Below are 17,574 nucleotides of genomic sequence, written 5' to 3' on the forward strand. Positions count from 1 at the left end.
CTTAACGTGGACTCAACCGGAAACAAAAGCGCTAAAGATGGCGTCGTCGGCTGGGGCGCATATCTGGACGTCGTGCGCCGCCTCGGGCGCGGGCAAGCCCAGCCTGGGCACCAGCCTCGCATGGGTGACGACGAAGGAGCATGCCTCCCACCAGGGCAAGGAGGCGGCCCGCGCCACATTGGCGCGCACGGCGTCGATACTTTCCCCGCTGGTGAGCAGCCATGCGGGATGGTGTCCCGCCTTGTGCCAGTCGGCCAGTTGCGCCAGCACCGCGGCGTCCCAGGGCGCAGCGGTACGCCGGTATACCGGGTGCACGGTAACCTGCGCGCCATGCTCGCGCAGGCGCTCGCCCAGCCAGTCCCGACCCTCCGCGCCACGCACCAGCAGGACACGCCGGGGAAGCGGCCCCCGGGCGACCAGGCAGTCCCATAAGGCTTCGGAATCATGGCGAGGCGCCTCCACCGCCGGGTGGACGACCGCGCAGCCGGTGCTCATCCATCCCGATTCCCGGAGCCGCCCTGCCGTGGCCGGACCGACCGCCGCCGCGACACAGGACACAGGCCACGTCCGCTGGCCCCGGCCCTGCAGTTGACGCAGATAGAGGGACGCCGCATTTCCGCTGACGAATATGGCCAGATCGAAATCGCGCGGAAGCGGCACCGCATCCGCGACCGCGGGTATCGGTTCGATGTGCAGGGCCGGCCATTCGTGGACCTGCCACCCCGCCTCACGCAAGCGGACCGCCAGGTCTTCATTGCGACCGGCGGGACGCGTCAGAACGGCGGTAGGCGGCACGATGCGGTTCACCCCTGCTTCAGCCGGGGACTCAATTGGACGCGGCCAATTCAGCCAGGATGCTGTCCGCGCCCTTATCCAGCAATTCACGGGCGACGGCGGCGCCGACATCAGCCGCATCCTCTTCAGGCCCCTGCCCTTCGGCGCGCACGACGCGACGGCCGTCGATAGACGCGACCAGCGCGTGCAGATGCAGGACGCCCCCGGCGGTGGTGGCATGCGCGGCCAGGGGAACCTGGCAGGAGCCGCCCAGCACCAGCGAAACAGCCCGTTCCGCCGTGACGCATGCTGTCGTGCGTGCGCAGGCCAGGGGCGCGATCCAGGCACGCATGTCGTCCCTGTCGCCGCGGATCTCGATGCCGAGCGCACCCTGGCCCGCCGCAGGAAGGCTTTCGTCGATATCGAGCGGCGCACGGATGCGATGCGCCAGCCCGAGGCGCTCCAGGCCCACCACTGCAAGCACAATCGCGTCGTAGTCGCCATTGTCCAGCTTGCTCAGGCGCGTATCCAGGTTGCCCCGCAAGGGACGCACGACCAGTTCCGGATAGCGCATGCGCAGTTGCGACTCGCGCCGCAGGCTGGACGTGCCAACAACGGCGCCAGCCGGCAATTCGGCCAGCGACCCGTAGCGGTTGGAGATGAAGGCATCACGCGGATCCGCGCGTTCGAGCATGGCACATAGCTCGAAAGGCGGCTGCAGGTCGATGGGCACGTCCTTGAGGGAGTGCACCGCCAGATCGGCCCGGCCGTCGAGCAAGGCCGATTCGAGTTCCTTGACGAACAAGCCTTTGCCACCCACCTTGGATAGCGTGCGATCGAGGATCTGGTCGCCACGCGTGGTCAACGACAGCAGTTCGATCGCACAACCGGGATACAGCGCCCGCAGGCGCCCGCGCACATGTTCGGCTTGCCACAGCGCCAGACGGCTGGCGCGGGTGGCGATGATCAATCGTTTGGGATCCGACACAGCGACAGGCGTCAGGCGAAATGGGCGGCCACGACGGTGACAATGACACCCAGCACAGCAAGCACGAACAGGCCCTGGAGCAGGCTAAGGCCGGATTCGGCTTGCTGGGGTTTGCCGGTTTTACGCAGACTCATTCAAAGATTCCTTGGAGACAACTTTGCGGCTTGCCAGCCACCGTCCCAAGAGAACGACGATCAGCGCGCCGATGATTTCAGCGCCTAATTTAACCATAGCCGGCTGGACACCGAAGCGCTGCTCGATGACGACGTCGGTAACCACCATGCCGCCTGCGATCCAACCCAGCAGCGCCGCGCCCAGCGTGACCACCAACGGATAGCGGTCAATGAGCTTGAGCACCAGGGTCGAACCCCAGATGATGATGGGTACGCTGACCAGGAGGCCGAAGATCACGAGGCCGATCTGGTGGTTGGGGTCGGCGTTCTGGGCGGCGCCCGCGATGGCGATGACATTGTCCAGGCTCATCACGAAATCAGCCACGATGATGGTCTTGATCGCAGACGCGATGGTCGTGCTGCCTTCAATCTTTTCATGCCCTTCGTGCTCGGGAATCAGGAGCTTGACGCCGATCCACAGGAGGAGCAAACCGCCCACTACCTTGAGGAACGGAATGCTGAGCAAGGTGAGCGCGAAGGCAATCAGGATGACGCGCAAAAAGATGGCGCCCGCGGTGCCCCACAGGATGCCCTGCATCCGTCGTTTGGCGTCCAGATTGCGGCATGCCAGGGCAATCACCACGGCGTTATCCCCGCCGAGCAGGATGTCGATCATGATGATCTGGAACACGGCCGCCCAACTGAGCGTCTGGAAGAATTCAAGCACGACACAACCCCCTACAACATGGTTTTGATTAAGCCGATTTCAGCAAGGCGCCGGCCCGCCCGCCGGCATGTCTGCGGCGGCGGGCGCGGGGCCCCGAAGGGGGGATTGTAATTCAGCTTTCAGTCAGCGTTCTTCCGCGCCACCAAGATTTTTCCCATCAGCAGCACCAGTATCGCACCTGCCGCCCCCACCATAAGGGCAAAATTGTGCTGCGTGACGCCCAGGGCGGAGTCGATCCGTGCAATGGGTTCCTGCAAGGCCGGGTCGCCGACCAGCAGTTCCCCCGCGATGAAGCCGAGCAGCGCGGCACCGACCCACACGATGATGGGGAAGCGTTCGATCACTTTCAGCAGGAGCGTGCTGCCGAAGATGACCAGCGGGATGCTGATGGCCAGCCCGATGATGAGCAAGGTCGTGTCGCCCATGGCAGCGGCGGCCACGGCCACCACGTTATCCAGGCTCATGACGAGGTCGGCGATCATGATGGTGCGGATGGCCGCGAACAGGTTGCCGTGCGACTTGCCGCTGCCGTCTTCCTCCTGCTCCGGCATCAGCAGCGACACGCCGATATAGACCAGCAGGAGCGCGCCGATCAGCTTCAGCCACGGCAGCAGCAACAGCTTGGCGGCGACCAGGGTCAGGACGATCCGCATCACAATGGCGGCCGCCGAACCGATGACGATGGCGTTGCGCTGTTGATTTGGGGGCAGCGAGCGGGCCGCCAGTGCAATGACGACGGCGTTGTCCCCGGACAGCAGAATATTGACCCAGATAATCTGCAGCAATGCGAGCCAGAATGCAGCTTGTGTTAGTTCCATACTCCTCTTCCCTCGATCCCTTTGTGGTTGCAGCCGAACGGCGGTCAAAATGCGCGACCATTAACGGCGTCGAATGCGCCGTTTCACGCACTTCAGGTGCCCGTCATTATATCGACGCAGGATCAAAACATTCAGCTTGCTGTCGGATTTATGTAGGGAAACAGCAGGTTTTTTGTCAGCGGCGCAGCGGAAATTCGCTCCCACGGGCTTATTCTTTCAATAACTTTTCTTTAATCTTAAATTAAGCTGAATAAACGGAGGCCGACACATTCGGCTCAACGTATACAGCGCCCAACCTTAATCTGAATAACCCCTGAACTTAATCTGAATTATTTCTGAATAAAATCTGAATGGACCCTGAACATCCCTCGACCGTCCATAATTTATTCTGGAAACAAACTGAACATTATCTGAATACCGCCTGAGAACTGCGCACGAGATACCGCCTTCGCTGGTGCGTCGGACGGCCCGCCTGCCGGCCCGGTGAAATCCACGCGGCGTACCGGCAAAAAAAACCCGCCAAACCGGCGGGTTTCCACAGCGCCGGGGCGGGCCGAAGGCCCGCCGCCGGACTGGATTTCAGAGCACGGACTTCAGCAGCTTGCCCATCTCGGAAGGATTGCGGGTGGTCTTGATGCCGCACGCTTCCATGATTTCCAGCTTGGCATCCGCCGTATCGGCGCCGCCCGAAATAAGGGCGCCGGCGTGGCCCATGCGCTTGCCGGCGGGAGCGGTGACGCCGGCGATGAAGCCCACCACCGGCTTCTTCATGTTGTCCTTGGCCCACTGCGCAGCGTTCACCTCGTCGGGACCGCCGATTTCGCCGATCATGATGACGGCGTCCGTGTCGGGATCGTCATTGAACAGCTTCAGGACGTCAACGTGCTTCAGGCCGTTGATCGGGTCGCCGCCGATGCCGACGGCGCTGGACTGGCCCAGGCCGAGCTCGGTGACCTGCGCGACGGCCTCGTACGTCAGCGTGCCGGAGCGGCTGACGATGCCCACGCGGCCCTTGCGGTGGATATGGCCGGGCATGATGCCAATCTTGATTTCGTCCGGCGTGATCAGGCCGGGGCAGTTCGGACCCAGCAGCAGCGTCTTGCTGTTCTTCGCCTTCATGCGGCTCTTGACTTCCAGCATGTCGCGAACCGGGATGCCTTCCGTAATGCAGATGACCAGGTCCAGTTCCGCCTCGACTGCTTCCCAGATGGCCGCGGCGGCGCCCGCGGGCGGCACGTAGATCACCGAAACGGTGGCGCCGGTATTCGACTTGGCGTCCTTGACGGACGCATAGATGGGAATGCCTTCGAAGTCTTCACCGGCTTTCTTCGGGTTCACGCCCGCCACGAAAGCAGCTTTGCCATTGGCATAGTCACGGCACATACGGGTATGGAACTGCCCCGTTTTGCCCGTGATGCCCTGGGTGATGACCTTGGTGTCCTTGTTGATCAGAATCGACATTTATGAATCCTTGGCAAATGCTTACTTGGCGGCGGCAACGACTTTGGTGGCCGCTTCGGCCATCGTGTCGGCGCTGATAATGGGCAAACCCGAATCGGCCAACATCTTCTTGCCGAGCTCTTCGTTGGTCCCCTTCATCCGTACGACCAGCGGAACGTTGAGGTTGACGGCCTTGCACGCCGTGATGACGCCTTCGGCGATCACGTCGCAGCGCATGATGCCGCCGAAGATGTTGACCAGAATGGCCTTGACGCTCTTGTTCTTGAGCATGATCTTGAAGGCTTCGGTCACTTTCTCGGCCGTCGCGCCACCGCCGACGTCCAGGAAGTTCGCCGGCTCGCCGCCGAACAGCTTGATGGTGTCCATGGTCGCCATGGCCAGACCCGCGCCGTTCACCAGGCAACCAATGTTGCCATCCAGCTGGATATAGGCGAGATCGAACTTGCTGGCTTCGATTTCCGCCGGGTCTTCTTCATCCAGGTCGCGATAGGCGACGATTTCCGGGTGGCGGAACAGGGCGTTGGTGTCGAAGTTGAACTTGGCGTCCAGGGCGATGATGTCGCCGGAGCCGGTGAGAATGAGCGGGTTGATTTCGGCCAGCGAAGCATCCGTGTCCCAATAGCACTTGTACAGCTTCTGGAACTCGGCGGCCGCCTTGCCGACGGACGCTTCCGGGACACCGATGCCGCGGCCCAACTGAGCCGCTTCGGCATCGGTCAGGCCGGTGGCCGGGTCGACGAAAACCTTCAGGATTTTCTCGGGATTGTGCGCGGCGACTTCTTCGATCTCCATGCCGCCTTCGCTGGAGGCCATCACGCAGACGCGCTGGGTGCCACGGTCGGTCACGATGCCGACGTAGTATTCCTTCTTGATGTCCGCGCCTTCTTCGATCAGCAGGCGGCCGACCTTCTGGCCCTGGGCTGCTGTCTGATGCGTGATCAGCTGCATGCCGAGGATCTCGCCCGCCAGCTTGCGGACCTCATCGATGGAACGGCCCAGCTTGACGCCGCCGCCCTTGCCCCGACCGCCCGCGTGTATCTGCGCCTTGACGACCCAAACCGGCCCGCCCAGTTTTTCAGCCGCGCTCACGGCTTCTTCGACGGTGAAGGCGGGAATACCGCGCGGCACGGTCACGCCAAATTTCTTCAGCAGTTCCTTGCCTTGATACTCGTGGATTTTCATGTGTTACCTGTCAGGTCGTATGAGAAAAAAGAAAAGGATCGGATGCGTCGTCGGCGGACGCCTTGCCGACATACCACTTGGGGTAGTGCTTCATGACCACCGGCCCTTCTGTACTGAGCGCATGGCAGCCGTCGAGTTGAAACGGCTGCTTGTCAGGGTCGGGGTTTTCACGGCGCCGGCCTGCCATGGATTGCACGGCCGCAGTCGGCAACACCAGGGATAGCTCCGTCATATGGGTACAGCCGGCTACCCGGCCAAACCGCGCCTTGACCTGGTGGCGGAACCCCTTCAGCAGGTTCATGCCGACCAGGTCCCGGTACGCCGCATCGATGGAAGTGCAATGGTCGCCATAGGGGGCGGCATCGTACACCGCCTGTGCCGCCACGATGGTGTATTGCGCATCGATGGTAATACGCAGGTGCATGTGATGTACAGGCTCGCCAGCACGCAGGATTTGGCCCGGCTCCTTGGTGAAATCGTAGGCCTTGACATCGATAAGCTCGGCCTCGAGATCCCATAATCCATCCTCGCGCGCATAACCCTGCACACGGATCGAGCGCGTGTGCAGGGGCTTGCGAGGGACCTCGGGCGGGGGCAAAGGCATGCGTGTCTACTAAGGTTGCTGCAAGGCAACAAAACCTTCAAAGTATAGCGCACGGCATCGGCCCGAAAAAAAGGGCCGGCTCCTCCAGGAGACCGGCCCCGCCGCGTACCGGGCCTGCCGGGCCCCGTTCAGGCGCGCTGGCGCAACTGCCGGGCGGCGTCGACCATGCTGACCAGCGCGGCCTCGGTTTCGGGCCATGCCCGGGTCTTCAGCCCGCAATCCGGATTCACCCAGAGGCGCTCGCGGGGCAGTCGGGTGGCGGCCTTCTGCATCAACTGCACCATCCAGTCCACGTCCGGCACGTTGGGCGTGTGGATGTCATAGACTCCCGGCCCGATGTCGTTCGGATACCGGTATTCCTCGAAGGCCTTGAGCAACTCCATGTTCGAACGAGACGTCTCGATGGTGATGACATCCGCGTCCATGGCGGCGATGGATTCGATGATGTCATTGAACTCGGCATAGCACATGTGGGTATGGATCTGCGTCGTCTCCTGCACGCCGCTGGTGCAGAGCTTGAAGCAGTCCACCGCCCAGGCCAGGTAGGCGGGCCAATCCGCGCGGCGCAAGGGCAGGCCCTCCCGTATGGCGGGCTCGTCGATCTGGATGACACGGATGCCCGCCTTCTCCAGGTCGACCACTTCGTCCCTTAGCGCCAGCGCCAACTGGCGGCAAGTCTGCTCGCGCGGCTGATCGTCCCGCACAAACGACCATTGCAATATGGTTACCGGCCCGGTCAGCATGCCTTTGACCGGCTTGTCCGTCAGCGATTGGGCATAGGAGGACCAGGCCACCGTCATCGCTGCGGGCCGCGCCACATCCCCGAATATGATCGGCGGCTTGACGCAGCGCGAACCATAGCTCTGCACCCAGCCGTTGCGCGTGAATGCGAAGCCGGCGAGCAATTCGCCGAAGTACTCCACCATATCGTTGCGCTCCGGTTCCCCGTGAACCAGTACGTCCAGGCCGACCTTCTCCTGGAACCGGATGACTGCTTCGATCTCCTTGCGTATCGCGGCCTCGTAAGCCGAATCGCCGATGACGCCCGCCTTCCAGTCACGCCGCAACGCCCGGATTTCGGCGGTCTGCGGGAAGGACCCGATGGTGGTGGTGGGAAAGGCGGGTAATCCCAGGACGCGCTGCTGGCTGGCAATGCGCGCACCGAACGGCGCCCGTTGACGTTCGACCTGGGCGGCAGATGCCATGCGGCGCGCCACGGCGGGATTATGGATGCGGGGCGACCGCGCGCGGGCGGCCAGTGCGGCACGCTGCAGCGCCAGTAAGTCCTGCACCTCGGAGTGCTGGCCGTTGTCCAGCGCCTGGGCCACCGTGCGCAATTCGTCCAGCTTCTGGACCGCAAAGGACAGCCAACCCTTCAGTTCGGCATCCAGCTCCGGCTCCGAGGCGAGATCGACCGGCACGTGAAGCAGCGAGCAGGATGGCGCGATCCAGAGGAGATCACCCAGCGCCGCCTTGGCCGGCGCCAGCATGCGCAGCGCCGCGTCCAGGTCGGTGCGCCAGATATTGCGGCCGTTGATAACACCGGCCGAAAGCACTTTGCCAGGTCCGATTGCCGCCACAAGCGGCGCAAGTTGCTCTGGCGCACGCACCAGGTCGACATGCAATCCGGCCACCGGCAGCGACGCCGCGGTGGCAAGGTTGTCCTGCAGGCCGTCGAAATAAGTCGCCAGCAAGATTTTCAGAGGGCTGCCGGAGAGTCGCTCGTACGTCGTGGCAAATGCCGCGCGCCAGGTTTCCGGCAGGTCGAGCGCCAGGACCGGCTCATCGATTTGCACCCACTCGACGCCCAGTTCGGCGATCCGCCGCAATACCGCGGCGTAGACCGGCAACAGCGCAGGCAGCAAGTCCAGCTTTTTGGGGTCGCCCGCGCCCGCATAGGCGTCGCCCTTGCCCAACCACAACCAGGTCAACGGCCCCGGGATCACCGGTTTGACCCGGTGCCCCAGTTGCTGCGCCTCGCGGATCTGGTCGAACAGCGACTCGCGTGCGATGCGGAATGTCTGCAACGGGGTCAGTTCCGGGACGATGTAGTGGTAATTGGTATCGAACCATTTGGTCATTTCGCATGCGGCGGCCGGCGTACCGCTGGGCGCGCGGCCGCGTCCCATCCGGAAAAGCGTGTCGAGCGTCACGGGCGCGTCGGCCTGCTGAGCGAAGCGGGCAGGAACCGCCCCCAACAATGTGGTCCATTCCAGCACATGGTCATACCAGGCAAAGTCGCCGACCGGGATAAGGTCCAGCCCCGCGTCGGCCTGGACCTGCCAGTGGCGGACGCGCAATTCCCGCCCCGTTGCCTCCAGGTCGTCCACCGTGGATTTGCCGGCCCAATAGGCCTCGACCGCCCGCTTCAGCTCGCGCTGTGCGCCGATACGCGGGAAGCCCAGATTATGAATCGTAGTCATGGAAGTCAGCATTCCGACAAAAGTTGTTCAAGTTGCGCCATTTTGCGCGCCTTGTGGCTTGAGTCAAAATCAATCTCTGCATCGATTCTATGAGCGCGGCTCATATAATCAGCATTCGATCCGATCTACCCCTAAATGCCCATGCTAGAAATCCGCCATTTGGAAACGCTGGCTGCCATCCGGGATGGAGGCAGCCTGCTCGAAGCCGCCGAACGCCTGCACCTGACCCAGTCCGCGCTCTCCCATCAACTGCGCGAGCTGGAAGCGCGGCTCGGCACGCCCTTGTTGAACCGGCGCACGCGGCCCGCCCGCCTGACCACGGCGGGCTTGCGGGTGCTGGAGCTGGCCGACGCGGTATTGCCGCGCCTGCGTGCAACCGAGCGGGAGTTACAACGCCTGGCCGCCGGACGCACTGGGCGGCTTCATCTGGCAATCGAATGCCACTCCTGCTTCCAATGGCTGATGCCGGCGCTGGACGCCTTTCGCGTCCAATGGCCAGAGGTCGCGCTGGATCTCTCCGCCGCATTCTCCTTCGCACCTTTTCCGGCTCTATTGCGGGGCGATCTCGACCTGGTGATTACCTCCGACCCGCAAACCCTGGAGGCGGTGGAATATGTACCGCTCTTCAGCTATGAACTGGTGCTGGCGGTGTCCGAAGGCAACCCCTTGGCCGCCCAGCGCTACGTCAAGCCGGAACAATTGGCGGACCAGACACTGATCACCTATCCGGTGGATCGCCAACGCCTCGATGTATTCACGGCGTTCCTCGACCTGGCTGATGTCGAGCCAGCGGCGGTGCGCAAGGCTGAACTCACGCCCATCATCGCGCAACTGGTGGCGAGCAACCGCGGCGTGGCGGCCCTGCCCAATTGGGCGCTGACGGAGTATCTGGGCCAGGGTTGGCTGAAAGTGTGTCACCTGGGGCCGCAGGGAGTATGGCGGACCTTGTATGCCGCAGTCAGGACGGAGGACGCCGACGCGCCGTTCATCAAGGATTTCCTGACTATCGCGCGCGACGTATGCTTTCGCACGCTGACCGGCATCAAGTCCACGGGATCCCGCGCAGCAGCCATACGCGACCACCAGGCCGCGCCATAGGCTACCGCCGGGAACGCGGAATCGGCACGGGCATTATGGCCGCGGCGCTAATCGTCCCGCTCAGCGCCGAGTACTCGCCGGATTACCTCATGGGCAAAACCGCGCGCGGCCAGGAAGCGCGCCTGCTTGGCATAAGCAGCGCGGTCGACGGGACGATCGCCATAGCGCTTTTGCCATACCGCCATTGCGCGTTCGTATTCCGTTGCGCGCAGCGTTTCTTTCAATTGTCCGATCTGCGCTTCATCGACGCCGTGCTGGCGCAGCTCCTGCACAATGCGGGCCGCCCCCTGGCGTTCGGCGCGGCGGTGGACCAGGCTTTCCGCAAAACGCTCCGTGGAAAGCCAACCTTCGCGCTCCAGGTCGTCCAGCAGCGCATCGAGGGCGCCGTGGTCGTCCGTATGAGCGGCCAGCTTGCGGGCCAGTTCGGCGCGCGCATATTCCCGACGCGATAAAAAGCCGACGGCGCGGGCCTTCAAGGAGGGGCCGCGCCGCACCGGTACCGCAGGGTTATCCTCCGCGTCCGTATCCTGCCGCACCGGCCACCGCCCGCCGCGGGCGCGGGGATTCGATGGGCCGGATGGGCCACGGCCGTCCGTCATGCGTCAGCCCTCGTCGACCTCGCTCGCGGCGAAGGTGTTGGCGCGGCTGACGATACCCTGGTTCTCGCGGACACGGTTTTCGATTTCGAAAGCCATTTCCTTGTGTTCCTTCAGGTATTCACGCACGTTGTCCTTGCCCTGGCCGATGCGCTCGCCGTTATAGCTGTACCAGGCACCGGACTTGTCCACGATACCGGCTTGCACGCCCAGGTCGATGATTTCGCCTTCGCGCGAAATACCGCTGCCGTACATGATGTCGAATTCGGCCTGCTTGAAGGGCGGGGAGACCTTATTCTTGACGACCTTGACGCGGGTTTCGTTGCCGACGACTTCCTCGCCTTTCTTGATCGAGCCGATACGGCGGATATCCAGCCGGACGGAAGAATAGAACTTCAGCGCATTGCCGCCGGTGGTGGTTTCGGGGTTGCCGAACATGACGCCGATCTTCATGCGGATCTGGTTGATGAAGATGACCATGCAGTTGGTGCGCTTGATGGTGGCGGTCAGTTTGCGCAGCGCCTGGCTCATCAGGCGGGCCTGCAGGCCAGGCAGCGAATCGCCCATTTCACCTTCGATTTCAGCCTTGGGCACCAGCGCCGCGACCGAGTCGATGACGATCAGGTCCACCGAACCGGAACGCACCAGCGCGTCGGTGATTTCCAGCGCCTGTTCGCCGGTGTCCGGCTGCGAAATGAGCAGGTCGGTCAGGTTGACGCCAAGCTTGGAGGCGTACTGCACGTCAAGCGCATGTTCAGCGTCGATGAACGCGCAGGTGCCGCCGATTTTCTGCATTTCCGCGATGACCTGCAGGGTCAGCGTGGTCTTGCCGGAGGATTCCGGTCCGTAGATTTCGATGACGCGGCCGCGCGGCAGGCCGCCGACGCCCAGCGCGATATCCAGGCCCAGCGACCCGGTGGAGACCACCTGGATGTCGTGTTCGACCTCGTTATCGCCATATCGCATGATCGAGCCCTTGCCGAACTGCTTTTCGATTTGCGATAGCGCCGCAGCCAGGGCCTTGGCTTTTTCCGAGGCGGCTGCCTTGCTGGTTTTGTCGTCCATGAAATGTCCTGTCTAGCGATTGCATGGCCGGCCATGCCGGACATGAAATGAGTTCTTCGGGTCTACGAGAAGTCCAACCTTGCGTCCGGGCGGGCTGCCGGAGCGCTTTCCCGGTTGGATTCCTTCCGGCCGATTATGGCATTGGATTGTACTGTATAAAAAAACAGTATGACAAGATCTTCCGCGTTATCCCGTGTGGGCAAGTCCCCACCGGCGTGCCAGAATCGCCGCAACAGAACGAGACAAATCCGGCCGACAGCGGGCCATACGCCCAGGGACGGCCAATGTGCCGCCCGCTTTGCTCCCAAACCATAACGATTCACGAGAGCCTGGTCCCATGCGCATCCTGATTGCCGAAGACGACAGCATTCTGGCCGATGGCCTGTCCCGCTCGCTGCGCCACAACGGCTATGCCGTGGATGCCGTGCGCGACGGCATGTCCGCCGACCTGGCGCTGACCGCGCAGGCGTTCGACCTGCTGATTCTGGACCTGGGCCTGCCGCAGTTGGCGGGGCTGGAAGTGCTGCGCCGGCTGCGATCGCGCAACGCGCGTTTGCCCGTGCTCATTCTAACCGCCGCCGATAGTATCGAGCAGCGGGTCAAGGGACTGGACCTGGGCGCGGACGACTATATGGCCAAGCCCTTCGCGCTTTCCGAACTGGAAGCACGCGTGCGAGCCCTGACGCGGCGCGGGGCGGGCGGCGGCGCCAGCCTGATCCGCCATGGCCACCTGGTGTTCGACCAGGTCGGCCGCGTAGCGTCCATGGACGACCAGCCGCTGGACTTGTCCGCACGCGAGATCAGCCTGCTCGAAATACTGCTGATGCGCAGCGGCCGCATGGTCAGCAAGGATCAACTGGTGGACCACCTCTGCGAATGGGGCGAGGAAGTCAGTACTAATGCCATCGAAGTCTACGTCCATCGGCTGCGCAAGAAGCTGGAGCCGACCGGAGTCAAGATCATGACGGTGCGGGGTTTGGGCTATTGCCTGGAACGGGACCATGGCACCAGTGAGCTGGCGAGCTGAGCGGCCCCGCGTATCGCCGCTGAATCGGGAGGCACTGGATATCCTGCGCAGCGGCGCGAAAGGGCCGACTTTCGCCCCGCCACGCCGCTCCCTGCTGGGCGAGATCCTGGACTGGATGCTGGCGCCGCTGTTCCTGCTGTGGCCGATGAGCGTGGCGATCACCTACGTCGTCGCGCAGAACATTGCGGACGTGCCTTATGACCGCGCCTTGGCCAGCCATTTGCGAGTGCTCGCCCGGCAGGTCCATACGGTGGACGGCAAAACGACGCTCGACATGACGCCGCCGGTACGCAGCCTGTTGCGCACCGACGAAACCGACAGCGTCTTCTGGCTGGTCCTGGGCGGACACGGCCAATACCTGGGCGGCGATCGTGAGCTGCCCCTGCCCAAGGGCGCGGACGTGGCCGTCCCTGGCGCGGTGCGTTACGAAGACAGCACGCTGCGCGGATTCGGTATCCGCCTGGCTTACACCCGCGTCGACCCCGGCGCTCCGGCGGAGGCGCCGGCCCTGGTCATCGTCGCGGAAACCACGGATCGCCGCGCGCGCCTGGCGAATGACATCATCAAGGGCGTCATCATTCCGCAATTCGTGGTGCTGCCCATCGCGGTGCTGCTGGTGTGGTTCGGCCTGTCTCGCGGTGTGGCGCCGCTCAATGCATTGCAGCAGCGCCTGCGGGCGCGGCGGCCCGACGACTTGTCGCCCATCGATGAACGTGCCACGCCGACCGAGATCGCGCCTTTGGTAGCCGCGATCAACGATCTGCTGGAGCGCCTGTCGGCAACGGTCCAGACGCAGCGGCGCTTCGTGGCCGACGCGGCGCATCAATTGAAAACGCCCCTGGCGGGTCTGCGCACGCAGGCGGAGCTCGCCCTGCGCGACGCCAGCGCGGACGAAATGCAGGCCAGCCTGCGGCAGCTCGTCACGGGATCCGAACGGGCGACGCGCCTGGTAAACCAGCTTTTGCTGCTGGCCCGCGCCGAAAACCCGGCGACGGTGGGCATGGCACCCACCGACCTGAACGCACTGGCCTGCGAACAGACGGCGCAGTGGGCGCCTCACGCCTTGGCCATCGGCACCGACCTCGGTTTCGAAGCAGCCGGCGGGGAGGTCAGGATCGAGGCCAACGAGATCCTGCTGGCCGAGCTGCTGAACAACCTGATCGACAACGCCTTGCGCTATACGCCGCGTCAGGGACGCGTGACGGTGCGCGTGCAGGGGTGGGCCGACGCCGCCGTGCTGGAAGTGGAAGACTCGGGACCCGGCATCCCGCCGGCCGAGCGCGAACGGGTGTTCGACCGGTTCTACCGCATGTTGGGCACCCCTGCCGACGGCAGCGGACTGGGCCTGGCCATCGTGCGCGAAATTGCCCAGAAGCATGGCGCGGCGGTCGAACTGAGCGACAACCCGGGTCTTGGTTCTCCGCTTCCGGGCCTGCGCATCACCATACGCTTCCCGCACAAGTTACATACTGACACACAATAGTAAGATAGTTCAGGAAAACGTCAGACCCCCGTCAGGCTTCTTCCCTACCGTGGCGGTCAGCCTCCGCTTCGCGGGTGGCGAGCATAGCGAGCACGGCGGATCACCGCCGGCCAACATCGAGGAGACATCATGAGCACAGCATCCATGCCGCGCCCGGGCGCCGTCGCGCGCCCCAGTCCGATGACCCGCAACGAACGCAAGGTGATTTTCGCCTCGTCGCTGGGGACCGTGTTCGAATGGTATGACTTCTATCTTTATGGCTCGCTGGCGCCGATCATCGCGCTGCACTTCTTTTCCGGCGTCAATCCCACCGCTGGCTTCATCTTCGCGCTCCTGGCCTTCGCCGCCGGCTTCGCGGTGCGGCCTTTCGGCGCACTGGTCTTCGGCCGTCTTGGCGACCTCGTCGGCCGGAAGTACACCTTCCTGGTGACCATCGTCATCATGGGCCTGTCGACATTCCTGGTCGGCATCCTGCCGACATACGCGTCCATCGGCATCGCGGCGCCCGCACTGCTGATCGTCCTGCGCCTGCTCCAGGGCCTGGCCCTCGGCGGGGAATACGGCGGCGCGGCGACCTATGTGGCCGAACATGCGCCCATGGGCCGGCGTGGCTTCTATACCAGTTGGATCCAGACCACGGCGACGCTGGGCCTCTTCCTGTCCCTGCTCGTCATCCTGGGGTTCCGCACCTATGTCGGCGAAGACGCCTTCCGCGACAGCTGGGGCTGGTGGCGCGCGCCCTTCCTGCTGTCTTTCGTGCTGCTCGCGATTTCGGTGTGGATACGCCTGCAACTGAGCGAATCGCCGACCTTCCAGCGCATGAAGGACGAAGGCAAGGGTTCCAAGGCCCCCATCTCCGAATCCTTCGGCCAATGGAAGAACCTGAAGGTCGTCATCCTGGCGCTGCTGGGCCTGACCGCGGGCCAGGCGGTGGTCTGGTACACGGGCCAGTTCTACGCCCTGTTCTTCCTGACGCAGACGCTCAAGGTGGAGGCCAACACGGCCAACATCATGATCGCCGTGGCGCTGTTGATCGGCACGCCGTTCTTCGTGATATTCGGCGCCCTGTCCGACCGTATCGGCCGCAAGCCCATCATCATGGCGGGTTGCCTCATCGCCGCGGTCACATACTTCCCGATCTTCCAGGGCCTGACCCACTTCGCGAATCCGGCGCTCGAAAAAGCACAGGCCACGGCGCCGGTGACGGTCATCGCGGATCCCGCGACGTGCTCTTTCCAGTTCAACCCGGTGGGCACTTCGGCATTCACCAGCAGTTGCGATGTCATCAAATCCTTCCTGGCGCGCAATTCGGTGAACTACAAGAACGAAGCCGCGCCGGCGGGTGCCGTTGCCAAGGTCAGGATCGGTAATGACGAGTTCAGCTCGTTCGACGGCGCCGCGCTGCCGCCCGCCGAGTTCAAGACCCGTTCCGCCGAGCTCGACAAATCGTTGACCGCGGCCATCCGTGGACACGGCTACCCGCCCAAGGCCGACCCCGCCCAGTCCAACAATGTGATGGTGGTCGTACTGCTGACCATCCTGGTCATCTACGTGACCATGGTCTATGGCCCCATCGCCGCCATGCTGGTGGAAATGTTCCCCACGCGGATCCGCTATACCTCCATGAGCCTGCCCTACCATATCGGCAACGGCTGGTTTGGCGGGTTCCTGCCTCCGCTGGCCTTCGCCATCGTGGCGGCCACCGGCAACATCTATGACGGACTGTGGTACCCCATCATCATCGCGGTCATGACGCTGGTCATCGGTACGCTCTTCATCCGCGAGACCAAGGATGTGGACCTGAACGTGGAACGCTAGTCCGCCGTCCCCTGCCGGCCGGGACGCTGCACCCGACCGGCCTTTCATAAAGCTCCCGCATGGGGGCTTTTTTTTTTTACCGCGGATAGCGCCAGCGATTCAGGACGCTGTCAGAGCGCGACCATTAGACTGGCAACTCAGGTCGCGGCCTTGCGCGCGATCACCGGACAATCGATCCCCCTGTCCGGCGGTTGCAAGGCCGCAGTCTGACACCGATGCCGCGCTCCCCGCGAGCCTTAATCAGCGCGACATCGTGTGCTCCCGTACCGGCCCGACCTCCACAGTCGGGCCTTTTTTTTGCCCATCGGGAGCGCGCGTATCAGCTTTGCATGACCTTGCGCCGCAAGGCGGCGGTGAGCGGCTTGCGCGCGCTTTCATAGTCCGTCCAAGGGTCGCCGCCGCTGACCTGCCATTTGCTTATCTCTTCCAGGGCGTTGCGGACATTGAAGGCCGCGCCGCGCGGATCGGCCTGGCCAGCGAGGATATCCCAGGCCACGGGCATGGACACCGGCGCCCCGGCCCGGGCCCGCGTAGACAGCGCCGCCACCGCCGTGGCGCCATCGCTATTGCGCAGGTAGTCCACGAAGACGTGTCCATGCCGCTTGGCCTTGGACATGCTCGCCACAAACACTTGCGGCTGCATATCCTCCAACTGCAGCGCGACCCCCTTGCAGAATTCCCGGACATCATCCCAGCCCGCTGTCCCACGCAACGGCACCACGACGTGCAGGCCCTTGCCGCCGGTGGTCTTCAGAAACGGCACCAGGCCGAGTCCTGTCAGCGTATCGCGCAGGCGCGCCGTCGCATCGGCCACCTGCCTCCACGACATCCCCGGATCAGGGTCCAGGTCAAACGTCAGTCGGTCCGGCCGGTCTGCGTGCGCGTCCCGGGCGCCCCAGGTGTGGAATTCCAGGACGCCCCGCTGCACAAGCGCCAGCAAACCGCCCACATCACGGATGACGATCATGTCCTCCTGGACCTCGATGCCGGGCGGCACGTGCTCGCCCAGATGCTTCTGGAAGAAGCAGGTGCCGGATGCCCCGTCGGGGCAACGAAGCAGGGCCACGCGCCTATCCCGCAAGTGCGGCATGAGGGCCGGCGCAACGGCCTCGTAGTAACGCGCCACGTCGAGCTTGGTCAGTGGGGGATCGTCATAAAGCAGCCTGTCGGGATGGGTGATCGCAATGCCTCCGACCTCCACCTTGGCCTCGCCGCGCCCGCCCGCATGGCCGCTGCCGGCCTTCTGCCGCTCCGCCGGACCAGCAGGCTCGGCGGCGCTGGCGCGCTTCGCGGCCTTGGTGGCGGATGCGGGGGAGATCGGCTTGGTAGACGCCGACCTCGTCGACTTCGCGGAGGTGGAGCGGGTCGGTTTGGCGGGCGCGGACCGAGTCATCAGG

Annotated in this window: 16 protein-coding genes; 4 read left to right on the forward strand and 12 right to left on the reverse strand. The window is 63.9% G+C overall.

Annotated elements, in window-relative coordinates:
* Nucleotides 1–12: 12 nt before the first annotated feature.
* The 9 genes from BAU07_RS16975 to metE form a co-directional block, all read right to left on the reverse strand.
* Entirely contained in the window at nt 13–807 is a 795-nt protein-coding gene (locus tag BAU07_RS16975; protein ID WP_232338149.1) for a uroporphyrinogen-III synthase, read from the reverse strand.
* Nucleotides 808–826: 19 nt separating this feature from the next.
* Complete coding sequence (gene hemC / locus BAU07_RS16980; RefSeq protein WP_066659847.1) at nt 827–1,762, reverse strand: hydroxymethylbilane synthase; 936 nt, start codon at nt 1,760–1,762, stop codon at nt 827–829.
* An 11-nt stretch (nt 1,763–1,773) separates the two neighbouring features.
* Nucleotides 1,774–1,896 carry a hypothetical protein gene (locus tag BAU07_RS27675; protein WP_257739310.1) on the reverse strand — a complete coding sequence of 41 codons (123 nt, stop codon included), beginning with the start codon at nt 1,894–1,896 and terminating at the stop codon, nt 1,774–1,776.
* On the reverse strand, nt 1,883–2,602 hold the full coding sequence (locus tag BAU07_RS16985) for a TerC family protein (protein WP_066659849.1): 720 nt from the start codon (nt 2,600–2,602) through the stop codon (nt 1,883–1,885). The genes BAU07_RS27675 and BAU07_RS16985 overlap by 14 nt, the downstream gene beginning before the upstream one ends.
* 119 nt (nt 2,603–2,721) lie before the next feature.
* Complete coding sequence (locus BAU07_RS16990) at nt 2,722–3,420, reverse strand: TerC family protein (protein ID WP_066659852.1); 699 nt, start codon at nt 3,418–3,420, stop codon at nt 2,722–2,724.
* A 579-nt stretch (nt 3,421–3,999) separates the two neighbouring features.
* Nucleotides 4,000–4,881, reverse strand: a complete 882-nt coding sequence (gene sucD, locus BAU07_RS16995; protein WP_066659854.1) for a succinate--CoA ligase subunit alpha — start codon at nt 4,879–4,881, stop codon at nt 4,000–4,002.
* Between the two features lie 21 nt (nt 4,882–4,902).
* Entirely contained in the window at nt 4,903–6,063 is a 1,161-nt protein-coding gene (gene sucC, locus BAU07_RS17000) for an ADP-forming succinate--CoA ligase subunit beta (protein WP_066659859.1), read from the reverse strand.
* Nucleotides 6,064–6,073: 10 nt separating this feature from the next.
* Nucleotides 6,074–6,667 (reverse strand): DUF2889 domain-containing protein, encoded by a 594-nt coding sequence (locus BAU07_RS17005; protein ID WP_066659861.1) that lies wholly within the window; start codon nt 6,665–6,667, stop codon nt 6,074–6,076.
* A gap of 128 nt (nt 6,668–6,795) precedes the next feature.
* Nucleotides 6,796–9,090, reverse strand: coding sequence for a 5-methyltetrahydropteroyltriglutamate--homocysteine S-methyltransferase (metE, locus tag BAU07_RS17010; RefSeq protein WP_066665508.1), 2,295 nt, complete (start codon nt 9,088–9,090; stop codon nt 6,796–6,798).
* 141 nt (nt 9,091–9,231) lie between these two features.
* On the opposite strand from metE, the gene BAU07_RS17015 reads away from it, so the two are divergent.
* Nucleotides 9,232–10,188, forward strand: a complete 957-nt coding sequence (locus tag BAU07_RS17015) for a LysR family transcriptional regulator (RefSeq protein WP_066665509.1) — start codon at nt 9,232–9,234, stop codon at nt 10,186–10,188.
* 47 nt (nt 10,189–10,235) lie between these two features.
* Here the strand turns inward: BAU07_RS17015 and recX are convergent, their stop codons facing one another.
* Together recX and recA are read right to left on the reverse strand one after the other, a co-directional pair.
* A complete protein-coding gene (recX, locus tag BAU07_RS17020) occupies nt 10,236–10,787 on the reverse strand; it encodes a recombination regulator RecX (protein WP_066659864.1) in 552 nt (183 codons plus the stop codon).
* A 3-nt stretch (nt 10,788–10,790) separates the two neighbouring features.
* Complete coding sequence (gene recA, locus BAU07_RS17025; protein ID WP_066659867.1) at nt 10,791–11,849, reverse strand: recombinase RecA; 1,059 nt, start codon at nt 11,847–11,849, stop codon at nt 10,791–10,793.
* Nucleotides 11,850–12,186: 337 nt separating this feature from the next.
* On the opposite strand from recA, the gene BAU07_RS17030 reads away from it, so the two are divergent.
* From BAU07_RS17030 to BAU07_RS17040, 3 genes are all read left to right on the forward strand, one after another.
* Nucleotides 12,187–12,876: a response regulator gene (locus tag BAU07_RS17030; RefSeq protein WP_066659870.1), complete on the forward strand. Its 690-nt coding sequence runs from the start codon at nt 12,187–12,189 to the stop codon at nt 12,874–12,876.
* Nucleotides 12,877–12,991: 115 nt separating this feature from the next.
* Nucleotides 12,992–14,359: a sensor histidine kinase gene (locus BAU07_RS17035; RefSeq protein WP_157122528.1), complete on the forward strand. Its 1,368-nt coding sequence runs from the start codon at nt 12,992–12,994 to the stop codon at nt 14,357–14,359.
* A 129-nt stretch (nt 14,360–14,488) separates the two neighbouring features.
* On the forward strand, nt 14,489–16,177 hold the full coding sequence (locus BAU07_RS17040; protein WP_157122282.1) for an MFS transporter: 1,689 nt from the start codon (nt 14,489–14,491) through the stop codon (nt 16,175–16,177).
* A gap of 319 nt (nt 16,178–16,496) precedes the next feature.
* Here BAU07_RS17040 and ligD read toward each other — a convergent pair whose 3' ends face one another.
* A complete protein-coding gene (gene ligD / locus BAU07_RS17045) occupies nt 16,497–17,570 on the reverse strand; it encodes a non-homologous end-joining DNA ligase (RefSeq protein WP_066659876.1) in 1,074 nt (357 codons plus the stop codon).
* Nucleotides 17,571–17,574: the final 4 nt, after the last annotated feature.

It is taken from the genome of Bordetella flabilis (genome assembly GCF_001676725.1).
Classification (GTDB): Bacteria; Pseudomonadota; Gammaproteobacteria; order Burkholderiales; family Burkholderiaceae_B; genus Bordetella_C; species Bordetella_C flabilis.